Annotated in this window: 12 protein-coding genes; 9 read left to right on the top strand and 3 right to left on the bottom strand. The window is 33.6% G+C overall.

The features are described 5' to 3' along the window. Positions 1–139 precede the first annotated feature (139 nt). Positions 140–571 (top strand): GNAT family N-acetyltransferase, encoded by a 432-nt coding sequence (locus MRZ08_RS06150; protein ID WP_297380621.1) that lies wholly within the window; start codon positions 140–142, stop codon positions 569–571. A gap of 163 nt (positions 572–734) precedes the next feature. On the opposite strand, the gene tenA is transcribed toward MRZ08_RS06150, so the two are convergent. Beyond that, on the bottom strand, positions 735–1,400 hold the full coding sequence (gene tenA / locus MRZ08_RS06145) for a thiaminase II (protein ID WP_297380618.1): 666 nt from the start codon (positions 1,398–1,400) through the stop codon (positions 735–737). Positions 1,401–1,492: 92 nt separating this feature from the next. On the opposite strand from tenA, the gene MRZ08_RS06140 reads away from it, so the two are divergent. The 8 genes from MRZ08_RS06140 to MRZ08_RS06105 all read left to right on the top strand — a co-directional run bounded on the left by MRZ08_RS06140 (position 1,493) and on the right by MRZ08_RS06105 (position 7,354). Beyond that, a complete protein-coding gene (locus MRZ08_RS06140) occupies positions 1,493–1,873 on the top strand; it encodes a hypothetical protein (protein WP_297380616.1) in 381 nt (126 codons plus the stop codon). A 75-nt stretch (positions 1,874–1,948) separates the two neighbouring features. Further along, positions 1,949–2,629 carry a response regulator transcription factor gene (locus tag MRZ08_RS06135; RefSeq protein WP_297380614.1) on the top strand — a complete coding sequence of 227 codons (681 nt, stop codon included), beginning with the start codon at positions 1,949–1,951 and terminating at the stop codon, positions 2,627–2,629. A gap of 127 nt (positions 2,630–2,756) precedes the next feature. Then, entirely contained in the window at positions 2,757–3,533 is a 777-nt protein-coding gene (locus MRZ08_RS06130; RefSeq protein ID WP_297380612.1) for a HAMP domain-containing sensor histidine kinase, read from the top strand. An 83-nt stretch (positions 3,534–3,616) separates the two neighbouring features. Further along, a complete protein-coding gene (locus MRZ08_RS06125; protein WP_297380609.1) occupies positions 3,617–4,372 on the top strand; it encodes an ABC transporter ATP-binding protein in 756 nt (251 codons plus the stop codon). After that, a complete protein-coding gene (locus MRZ08_RS06120) occupies positions 4,372–6,345 on the top strand; it encodes an ABC transporter permease (protein ID WP_297380606.1) in 1,974 nt (657 codons plus the stop codon). Before MRZ08_RS06125 ends, MRZ08_RS06120 begins: the two co-directional genes overlap by 1 nt. 110 nt (positions 6,346–6,455) lie before the next feature. Continuing rightward, entirely contained in the window at positions 6,456–6,719 is a 264-nt protein-coding gene (locus MRZ08_RS06115) for a hypothetical protein (RefSeq protein WP_297380604.1), read from the top strand. Further along, positions 6,716–6,934, top strand: a complete 219-nt coding sequence (locus MRZ08_RS06110; RefSeq protein ID WP_297380601.1) for a DUF3784 domain-containing protein — start codon at positions 6,716–6,718, stop codon at positions 6,932–6,934. The genes MRZ08_RS06115 and MRZ08_RS06110 overlap by 4 nt, the downstream gene beginning before the upstream one ends. A 108-nt stretch (positions 6,935–7,042) precedes the next feature. Beyond that, positions 7,043–7,354 (top strand): glutaredoxin, encoded by a 312-nt coding sequence (locus MRZ08_RS06105; RefSeq protein ID WP_297380598.1) that lies wholly within the window; start codon positions 7,043–7,045, stop codon positions 7,352–7,354. A 124-nt stretch (positions 7,355–7,478) separates the two neighbouring features. Here the strand turns inward: MRZ08_RS06105 and MRZ08_RS06100 are convergent, their stop codons facing one another. Together MRZ08_RS06100 and MRZ08_RS06095 are read right to left on the bottom strand one after the other, a co-directional pair. Next, entirely contained in the window at positions 7,479–9,089 is a 1,611-nt protein-coding gene (locus tag MRZ08_RS06100) for a DEAD/DEAH box helicase (protein WP_297380595.1), read from the bottom strand. A gap of 247 nt (positions 9,090–9,336) precedes the next feature. Further along, the gene (locus MRZ08_RS06095; RefSeq protein WP_297380592.1) at positions 9,337–10,875 is read right to left on the bottom strand and encodes an FAD-dependent protein; all 1,539 of its coding nucleotides are present in this window, start codon (positions 10,873–10,875) and stop codon (positions 9,337–9,339) included. Positions 10,876–10,932 lie beyond the last annotated feature (57 nt).

Raw genomic sequence — 10,932 nt, 5'->3', positions numbered from 1 at the left:
CTAAATCAACCGATATTCTAGAAAAAGAAGAAGTTGACGAGCTTTGTGACAAGTGCGAAGACTACGCAAAAAATTGGAAACCAACGGCTGATAAGCTTTGGGATGAAAGTCTTAAGAGATAAATAGGGAGAAATAATATTTGGATAATAAAGAGATTCAATTAATAAATTATTATGATGATTTTGATAGGACTTTGTCCTGGTATCAGGACCCTCTCTTATGTAAGCAGGTTGATAATATAGACTACACTTATGATTTGGATAGACTTATCAGAATGTATAGATATCTATGCGAAAATGGTAAGTGCTTTTATATAAAGTTTGGCGAGACTATAGTTGGGGATATAACTTTATTAGATAATAATGAGCTTGCAATAGTTGTAGCAAAGGAGTATCAAAACAAGAAAATTGGAAGACGTGCCCTAGAAAAATTAATTGATATAGCTAAAGAAGATGGAAGAAAGTATCTTAAGGCCGAAATCTATAGTTTTAACAAGCAAAGTCAAAAGGTCTTTGAATCTCTCGGCTTTATAAAAAAAGAAAAAGACTTGTATTTTCTAAATTTGGACTAGAAGATTAATACAAATGAACGATTGTCCCTAAATAGATGAAAATTCTTTACAAGATAAATAGGAAATAGTCTCTAGTAAGTAGTAAATTTTATTTTGCTTATTGGACATATCTTTGTAATATTTCTTCTAATTTAGGGACCTTTTACATATATTTTTACTTTTTCTAATCATATGATTGATTATAGGCCATATCCCAGAATTTTAGTTCATAGATACAACATGTCTTAAATATTTCTATATACTCATTTTGCTTTTCTTCTGTGATGTTTTGAGCAAATTCATTTACAAAATTTTTGTAGAAATTAGCCTCATTTTGGAAGTCATCTGATAGGTAACCAGTTAGCCATTGGCCGAAGAATTCGTGATTTATAATATCGCTATTTTTTTCGTTAATTTTCTTGGCGATCTCTGCGTAAGTCCATGCACATGAGAGGAGCGAAATTATTACTATATCACATCCCTTTCTTTGAGCTTGATTAAGCATGTAGCTGGTATAGAATGTAGTTAGTAGGGCCTTTCTTTCATTCCCAAGATCTTCATCATCTATTCCAAGTTTTCTCATATAAGACCTATGAATTTCCATTTCTCCATTTATAGTATAATCAATAGATTTGGCGAAATTTTCTATTAGTTTCCTATTATCAGTTTTGATTAGGGCTAGGGCGAAGAGCTTCGCATAGTCATATAGATAGAAATAGTCTTGGATCATATAAAATTTAAATTTCTCGATATCAAGATTTCCTCTAGTAATTCCTTCAATAAAAGGATGAGAGTAATATTTCTCCCAAATTTCTTTTGTATTTTCATATAGTACATCTGTAAACTTCATAAATCCTCCTATAAACATTTTAACATAATATATTAAAATCTTGTAAAAATTTCTCCTATAATATAAACTATAACTAATATAGGAGAGTAAGTATGGCTAAGATTATTGATTTTCCCAATGTAGATAAATTAAAAGAAGAAGTAAAATCTCTACGTAAAGAGCTTGTTAGTCTAATCTTTTCTCATGACGACCGAATTTCCCATGAGGCGATTAGGGTTGAGGCAGAATATCAGGAAGAATTTGGCTTAAGAGAGTATAAGGCAATGAATCTAAATCTTACAGTAAAGAAGTTAAAAGAAGAAAAAAGACTTGTGGAAGATTTCATAAGAAGAGATGAGCCAGTTGATTTTTATTATATTTCTAAAAAAGTTTACTCTGTGTTTACTAAAAATGAAGAGCTTCTTAGGAATAAGCTTACTGTGATTGGTAGCCTTGATAAGTATGAACGATCACGGCAGGTTCTTATTTGCTAGGGTAAGAAAGATTGAGCTTAAGGGAAGATGGTACAAGATTGACATTTCTATTTTCCTAGAAGAAGGATGGAATATATGAAGATTTTAATAGTTGAAGATGATAGAAATATAGCAAAACTCTTATCAGAAGAGCTTAGGGCCTGGGCCTACGAGACCTATGAGATAAGGGACTTCTCCAAGGTGACAGAGGAGGTAGAAGACTTAGGACCAGATTTAATACTGATGGATGTAAGCCTTCCATCCTTTAATGGATTTTACTGGACCCAAGAGATTAGGAAAAAATCTAAGCTTCCTATTATTTTTATCTCATCTCATACAGAGTCTATGGATATAATCCAAGCTATGAATTTTGGGGCGGATGATTATATTACAAAACCAATTGATATTGCTGTAACGAGAGCAAAGATTCAAGCTGTTTTAAGGAGAGCCTATGATTATAAGATAGATTCAAATGTTTTAGAATTCGATGATGTCTATCTCGATCTTTCCAAGGCGAGTCTTTCCTTTGGCAAAGATAGTGTTCTTTTGACTAGGACTGAGCTAATGATTCTTGAAAGTCTATTCGAACTTAAAGGAGATATAGTTATGAGGGAAGATATCATAGAAAAATGCTGGCAAAGTGAGAACTTCATAGATGATAATACACTTGCTGTAAATATTACTAGACTAAGAAAAAAGTTAAAACAAATAGGAAAAGCCAATCTTATACAGACTAAAAAGGGAATGGGATACTTCCTAGAGGCAAGTGATGAGTGATATAAAACAATTTCTAAAAAGTCAGAGTCACATAATCGGGTTGTTCTTTTTATTTTCCCTTAGCTTCTTTGCTATATTCATTCTATCGGAATTTCCTTTAGACAAATTCTTTCTGGGAATTGAAATTATGGGATTCTTCTCGCTAATATATTTATCTATTCAATATTCGAAATATAAAAGGGAAGTTTCCTTTAAGGAAAAATACGAAAACTTATTGGATGAGAATAATAAACTAAGAAGCACTTATATTAACGAGAAGAAGGACTTGGAAGAGTATTTCCTCCTATGGACTCATCAGATTAAAACGCCTATTACTGTGGCCAATCTTATCTTAAACAAAAAGTCTGGTCCAGATGTTAAAAAGCTAAAGGAAGAGATGTTTTATATAGAAGAATACACAAATATGGCCATAAACTATATCAAACTTACGGATAGAGCTACAGATATGGATATAGAAAAAGTCGATTTAGATAAAGTGATTAAGACACTTCTTAAAAAATATTCCCTGATTTTTATAAACAAGAGGATTTCCCTTGATTATGAAGATACTAATGTCGAAGTAATCGCCGATTCTAAGCTTCTTTCCATAATGATAGAACAAATCCTATCTAATGCCTTAAAATACACTGATGAAGGCAGGATTATAATTTCATTTGATAAAAATAGAAACTCTCTATCAATCAAGGATACAGGAATAGGAATTAGAGATGAAGACTTGGTCAAAATATTTGATAGGGGATATTCGGGATTTAATGGAAGAGTCAATCACAAATCAAGTGGTCTAGGCTTGTTTTTGGTAAGAGAAATTTCTAAGATTTTAAAACTTAGGGTAGAAGTTAAGTCCAAGCTAGGTCAAGGAAGCGAATTTTTTATAATCTTTCCAGCCAATCTTACAAAATTGTAAGCTTAAGAGTCATCTTGTAATATTAGATAAATGCTAGAAATATTTATATATTCTATAATATAAGCATAGAAAAGGAGGCGCATATGCCAATACTAGAATTAAAAAATATTAAACGCATTTATGAAAGCAAGAATATAAAAACCGAGGCCCTAAGAGATGTGAACTTATCTGTAGATGAGGGCGAGTTTATTTCTATAATGGGAGAGTCGGGAGCTGGTAAGACTACTCTTTTAAATATTATAGCCACCCTTGATAGACCATCTTTTGGAAATATTAGTCTAAAGGGCAAGGATATGACAAGGCTTAAGGATAGGGATCTTGCATCTTTTAGGAGAAAAGAATTGGGTTTTGTCTTCCAAGATTTTAATCTCTTAGATCAATTCACTAATAGGGATAACATATATTTGCCCCTTGTCCTTTCTGACGAGAAGGAAGAAGTGATGAATGAAAGACTAGAAGAGATTAAGGGAAAACTTGGTATAGAAGAAATCCTAGACAAATATCCTTACCAAATATCAGGTGGGCAAAAGCAAAGAGTAGCCATAGCTAGGGCCTTAATTACAAAGCCTGCCCTTCTTCTAGCAGATGAGCCGACAGGAGCTCTTGATTCAAACTCTTCGAATATGATCCTAGATTTATTTACTAAGGTGAACGAAATGGGGCAAACTGTCCTTATGGTAACCCACTCCTTAAATGCGGCTTCTTTCGCAAAGAGAGTTCTCTTCATCAAGGATGGAGTAGTCTTTCATGAAATCTACAAGGGAGAAGGAGAGAATCGTAGCGACTTTATGGAAAGAATCAACAAGTCACAAATTTTGATTTCAAGGGGTGAGTTATAATGAATAACAAAATCGCCCACAAATTTGCTATCAAAAATCTTAGAGCACACAGACTAGTATACCTTCCCTTTATCTTATCATCTGGGATAATGCTAATGGTATTTAATATTATGGCAAGTCTATCTGGAAACACTTATGTAAGAGAAAGACACGCCTCTCTCCCGATGATTATCAATATTGGAATTGTTATAATTGGAATACTAACTTTTATATTTTTCATTTACAGTACCAACTTCCTAAACAAGAGGAGAAATAAGGAATTTGCCCTTTATGGAATCTTAGGCCTTGAGAAAAAACACATCAGAAAAATTATTTTCCTAGAGCTATTTATTAGCTTTCTAATAATAGGAGCGATAGGTCTTCTTGGAGGATATATCTTTGGAAAGCTATCCTTCCTTGCCTTAAACAAACTAATGAAAGATGTGGCCGGAGGCCTAATGGATTATCCCTTCTCGATAAAAGCCATGGTAGAGACAATTATGCTTATTGCTCTAGCCTTTCTTACAAGCTTATTTGCAACAAGTCTAAAGATTTATAATTCTACTCCAGTAGAGCTTTTAGCTGATCAGAAAAGTGGAGAGGGAGAGCCTAAGTCAAGATATATTTTGATGGTTTTAGGTTTTGTCTTGCTTATAGCAGGCTACTATATTGCTATAAGAACACAAGGAATCCTAAAAAGTCTTGGATATTTCTTCCTAGCAAGTCTTATAGTAATGCTTGCGACATATCTTTTGTTTATGTCATTTTCTGTAATTTATCTAAAAAGACAGAAGGAAAAGAATTCCTACTACAAGAAGGAAAGATTCCTAGCCATATCTGGTCTTCTTTATAGGATTAAGTCAAATGCCATATCCCTTGCGAGCATTTCTATAATGAGCGTTGGCGTAATCATTGCCCTATCCGCATCCTTATCTATCTATGATCGAATTGAGTATTCTGCAAGAAATGTTGTTCCAAGAGAGTACAATTTAGATAGTCCAGTAGAAATAGATGAAAACAATATAGAAGAAGAGAAAGAAAAACTTAGAAATATTGTTCAGGGCACTACAGCTAAGGGAGGAAAAATTACCAATGATTTCATTTCCTACGGTCTATTTACCAGTATACAGGTAGAGGGAGATAAGTTTCAGACCTTTATGGGAGATGGTAAACATAAACCATATTTCCTAGTGGCTTGTGATCTAGACGGCTACAATAAAAGAGTCGGTAAAGACTATAAATTAGCTGATGATGAAATTCTCCTTACAGCTAATCAAAAATTCATGTTAGATAAAGATAAAATTGAAATTGCAGATAGGACCTATAAGGTTAAAATCGTAGATAACTTCATCCCTTCGAATGTCGCTATTGAAACTTATGGTATAGTTGTAAAAGATTTTGAGACAATAAAGTTTTTATCTAACGAACTTAAGTTATTTGATAGGGATTCGTCAAGTTATGAAGATTCAATTATATCTCTTTCAGCAAATTGGGATGTTACAGGCATAGATAAGATGACTTATAGGAAAAACCTAGAAGAGTATTCCAAGGACAAGGATATAAATATTGAGAATGCAGATAAGTATCTAGAAGATGCCTATGAGCTTTATGGAGGATTTGTATTTCTAGGAACAATAATCGCTATAATCTTTCTCATCTCAACTATTTTGATAAGTTATTACAAGCAAATAAGCGAAGGCTTTGAAGATAGGAAGAAGTATGAGATTATGAAAAAGATTGGTCTTGAAGATAAGCTTATCAAAAAGACATCCGCTTCACAGATAAGTTATCTATTTGGAGCACCTCTTGCCTTTGCCATTATAAATTCCCTAGTAGCTTCCAAAATAGTCTACCAACTCCTAGCACTTTTTGGAGTCATGACCTTTATGCAATACGGAAAATACTTCTTCATTATGATAGGAGTCTTTGTAGTAATTTATTATATAATTTTTAGAATAACAAATAGAGCCTACTACAGGATAGTAAGTAGGTAGAAGTAGCCGCTTAGGAGATATCCTGGCGGCTTTTTTAATCTCATGTTATAATTAGATAAAGGAAATGTTGAGATATTCATATTTAAGGAGGATTTCTGCAGATATTACTTATGCTATTAGCTCTAGTAAATGGGATTTTTGCCCTACTTAGAGATAATGATAGGAGAATTATATATTCCTATAAAAGCTTGGCTATAGGCCTTATGGCAATAGCGACCTCATATTTTTTTGATGGATTAAAAATTTCCCAGGAAGATTTGACTTATGCAATGGATGTAGTGCCAACTATGGCAAAGTTATGCCTAGGCTTTGCCGTCGTGCTTATCTTAATGAATGGTCTTGTGATTTATAGATATTGGAAGGAGAATAAATGAAAGTTTTCGCACTTATATTAGCCCTTACCGGCCTTGTATTTCTATTCTTTGGCTACAAAATTTATTTCAAAAAGTCCTATGATTTAATTAATGGCTTTGAGAAAGACTATAAAAAGGGCCTTAAAGATGAGAATTATGCGATAAGAGTGGGTAAGATTTATTTTCTTATCTTTATAGCTATGGAGATTTTGGCAATTTTTTTATATTTCTTATAGAAAGATCTGATAGGTAAAACTTTACGCAAAGCTCTTAAACTATAAGTTTATAGAAGGATTATTGGGGTAGATATGTAAGGAAGATGAATAATAGAAGAAAGGATTATTATGAGAAAAGAAATTAAAAGAGAATGGGACTTTGAACTATTTTTTAAGCCAGATTGTCCATTTTGCCTAAAGGTTCTTAATTATTTTAAGGAAAATGACATAATAAAATTCCCTTCATATAACATAGAAGATGTTGTTTCAGGATATGAAAATCAAGATAAACTATATGAAATTGGAGGCAAGGTTCAAGTTCCTTGTATGGTGATAGATGGCAAGGCCATGTATGAATCAGACGATATAATAGCCTATGCCAAGGAAAACTTCCTAGAAAAAGTCAAAGAAAATAAGGCTAAGAGGGAAGAAAATAAGTAAAAGATTTTAATCTTATAAATAAATCGTTCCATTCTTAGAATTTAACTCTTAGGGCAGCTGGGGGCTTCTGAGCTCTCTACCTGTCGGAGACTTCTTCTAAGCTATGGAACGATTTTTAAATTAACTATTTATTTGATTCTTCTATCTTGACCTTTTTGCCAGAAATTTTCTTATTATCAAGTGCCCTAATTGCCTTAAAGGCTTCAGGCTTCTCTATATCTATAAAGCTATAGGATTTCTGGATTCTAATTTGACCTATCTTATCCTTTGGGACTTTGGCCATTCTGGCTAAGGCCTTTATTATCTTATCCTTGGTAAAGTTATCAATCTTACCCCTATTCATAAAGAGGGTCGTCATTTCCTTATCGTATTTATTCTTGTTTTTATTTTTTGATCCATCCTTTGTCTTTTTCTTTGCTTTACTATCTATTCCTTCAAGCTTTTCGTGATTGTTATTAACATCTAATTTATCTTTAAGTAGGACCTGGCAGATCATAAAAGGATCATAGCCTTTTTCCATAAGTCTTATGAGTATATCTTTTTCCCTATCAAGCTTTTCCTTATTATCGAGCTTTGATGAGATCTCCTCTATAAGACGGAGGTCACTTTGCCTATCCATTTGGACAAGGGTTGGGATAGACATCTGTTTAATATTGGCCTTGGTATAGTTTTCTATTTGCCTTAGTCTATTATTATCACGACCCGAAATTAGAGAAAAGCTAAGGCCGCTTTTGCCAGCTCTAGCTGTTCTTCCAATCCTGTGAACGTAGTATTCATCAAGTTGCGGTAAATCGTAATTAAATACAATGTCTACATCATCCACATCAAGACCACGAGCGGCTATATCAGTTGCTACGAGGATTTGGATGGCTTTATTCCTAAATTTCTTCATGACTTGGTCACGACTACTTTGTTTGAGATCTCCATGGAGGCCGTCTACTAGGTAGTTTTTCTTGGTGAGGCTTTCTACAAGCCTATCGACTTTCCTTTTGGTATTACAAAATATGATAGCAAGATTTGGCTTATGGATTTCTAGAAGTCTTGTCAAGGCTTCTTCCTTCATAGATTCTTTAAGCTTGATATAATATTGGTCAATTCTTTCTACAGTAACTTCTTCACTTTTTATTTCGACCCTTATAGGATTATTTTGATAAATCTTAGAAAATTCTTGGATCTCAGATCCCATAGTAGCTGAAAAGAAACAAGTCTGTCTATCGGGATTTGTCCTATCTAGGATAAATTTCATATCATCCCTAAAGCCCATATCAAACATCTCGTCAGCCTCATCTAAGACTACTACTTTGAGCTGATCAAGTTTTAGGACTTTTCTTCTCATAAGATCCATTAGTCTTCCTGGAGTTCCTACTACAATTTCTACTCCCTTTTTTAGGCTTTTTATTTGCTTTACAATATGACTTCCACCATAGACGGGAAGGATTTTGATTTCTTTTTTGTATTTACAAAGCTTTTCGATTTCTTTTGATACTTGGATACAAAGCTCTCTTGTTGGACAGAGGATAAGGGCTTGGGTTACTCCGTTCGCCTCTATATTTTCTATAATAGGTATGGCAAAGGCCGCAGTTTTCCCACTTCCAGTTTGAGATTTTCCTATTATGTCGCTCCCTTCCAAAAGATGGGGGATAGATTCTTCCTGGATTGAACTTGGTTTTTCGTAGCCTAAATCACGGGTTGCCCTTAAGATTTCATTTCCTATATTTAATTCATTAAATTTCATTTATTTTCCTTTTCTCTATATTACAAACAAAAAAGCAGTCGTCATCAGACAACTGCCAAATACTTCTTATATTATCCCTCTTTATTTTTTATAATCAATCCAATTTGCTAAATTTATAGGAATTAACCATCTCTCTTATATCATCTAGCTTAGATTCTTCATTAATAGCTAGACTTATTTATAGGGGTGATTCAACTAAATACCTTCTACAATGTTTTTCCTGTGAGTCTAGATCAATCATATAAGTTTAGCTTTCTAAGACTTCAATTGCACATTTGAGTCCATCGAGGGCAGAGGAGACGATACCTCCAGCATAACCTGCTCCTTCACCTATTGGTCTTAGATTCTTATATTTGGTGGAATAATTTTCTCTTACAATTCTTACTGGAGAGGAAGTCCTAGTCTCTACTCCTGTTAGGATTGCATCAGGATTCTTAAAGCCAGTTAGTCTCTTATCAAAAACCTCAAGGGCTTCTTTAATTGCAGAGTTAATCTTAGCTGGATAGATTTCATTTAAGTTAGCTAGCTTATATCCTGTCATAATACTTGGCTTGATTGTACCTAGTTTAGTCGTTGGTCTATCTTTATAGAAGTCTTCTAATCTTTGAACTGGGGCCTTGTTGTTTCCTCCTCCGAGGAGAAAGGCTTTTTGCTCAATTTCTCTTTGAAAATCAATTCCAGAAAGATTGCCTGGGCCTAGGATTTCTTCATTTACAGTACATACTATTGCAGCATTAGCATTAGTGTTAGACCTATCATGATAGCTCATCCCATTTACGCAAAGCTCATTTTCTTCACTTGAACCATTGACGACAAATCCTCCTGGACACATACAAAAGCTATATACAGAAGTGTTTTTTTCCTTGTTGGTGTAGTTTAGTTGATAGCTTGCTTGTGGGAGTCTTTCATCTTTTATCTTGTATTGGCTTAGATTTATATCAGCTTGGAGATGCTCAATCCTAAAGCCAACTGCAAAAGGTTTTTGAGTAATTTCTATATATTTATCTAGCATTATAAAGCTATCTCTGGCAGAGTTACCTAGGGCTAGGATGTATTCATCAGCTTTATAAGAAGCTTTGTCAGTAATTAACTTCGAGATTTTCGAATCTTTTATCTCAAGGTCTATAAATTTCTCTCCAAAATGAAAGCTTCCTCCCATTTCCTCTATTTTCTTTCTAATATTGATAATGACTTTTCTTAGAATATCAGTACCCACGTGAGGGAGATGGTCATATAGAATATCTTCGGGCGCTCCATTTTCTACAAAGATTTTAAATATCTCCCTGCTTCTCTTATCCTTAGACCTAGATGTAAGTTTGCCGTCAGAAAATGTTCCAGCACCACCTTCACCAAATTGGATATTAGATTTTGGATTTAGTCTTCCTCCATTATTAAAGTTATCGATGGTCTTCACTCTTTCTTCAATCATTTCGCCTTGTTCGATAATAGTGACCTCGACTCCTCTTTTTGCTAGAGTGTAGGCAGAAAAGAGCCCTGCAGGACCAGCTCCAACGATTATAGCAGATTTTACCTTGTTCTTATTTTCTATTTCTAGATTTTCTTCTTTGTATTCACTGATATTATGTTTTAGTTTCTTGTAGATCTTAGGGCTTACTTCGGTATCTATAAGTACTTGGTAGACATAATAAACACCACGCCTTGCATCGATTGATTTCTTGTAAATTTCAAACGAATCTATTTTTTGATTTATAGTTTTTTCTATTTCTTTTTTTATATCTTCATAGCCCTTGTCAAAGGGAACTTTTATATTTCTTAGAAGTAACATATATCCTCCGTTCCAAATTATTGTACCAGAAATAAAAACTTAGAGGAATTTAATTTT

It is taken from the genome of Anaerococcus sp., assembly GCF_022770135.1.
GTDB lineage: Bacteria > Bacillota > Clostridia > Tissierellales > Peptoniphilaceae > Anaerococcus.
The sequence above is the reverse complement of the archived record's forward strand: the minus strand, read 5'-3'. Positions and strand labels throughout refer to the sequence as shown.

Coding starts and splice junctions, on each gene's coding strand:
- MRZ08_RS06135 (WP_297380614.1), top strand. CDS start 1,949: ATGAAGATTTTAATAGTTGAAGATGATAGAAATATAGCAAAACTCTTA.
- MRZ08_RS06105 (WP_297380598.1), top strand. CDS start 7,043: ATGAGAAAAGAAATTAAAAGAGAATGGGACTTTGAACTATTTTTTAAG.
- tenA (WP_297380618.1), bottom strand. CDS start 1,400: ATGAAGTTTACAGATGTACTATATGAAAATACAAAAGAAATTTGGGAG.
- MRZ08_RS06130 (WP_297380612.1), top strand. CDS start 2,757: ATGGGATTCTTCTCGCTAATATATTTATCTATTCAATATTCGAAATAT.
- MRZ08_RS06115 (WP_297380604.1), top strand. CDS start 6,456: ATGCTATTAGCTCTAGTAAATGGGATTTTTGCCCTACTTAGAGATAAT.
- MRZ08_RS06095 (WP_297380592.1), bottom strand. CDS start 10,875: ATGTTACTTCTAAGAAATATAAAAGTTCCCTTTGACAAGGGCTATGAA.
- MRZ08_RS06140 (WP_297380616.1), top strand. CDS start 1,493: ATGGCTAAGATTATTGATTTTCCCAATGTAGATAAATTAAAAGAAGAA.
- MRZ08_RS06120 (WP_297380606.1), top strand. CDS start 4,372: ATGAATAACAAAATCGCCCACAAATTTGCTATCAAAAATCTTAGAGCA.
- MRZ08_RS06110 (WP_297380601.1), top strand. CDS start 6,716: ATGAAAGTTTTCGCACTTATATTAGCCCTTACCGGCCTTGTATTTCTA.
- MRZ08_RS06125 (WP_297380609.1), top strand. CDS start 3,617: ATGCCAATACTAGAATTAAAAAATATTAAACGCATTTATGAAAGCAAG.
- MRZ08_RS06100 (WP_297380595.1), bottom strand. CDS start 9,089: ATGAAATTTAATGAATTAAATATAGGAAATGAAATCTTAAGGGCAACC.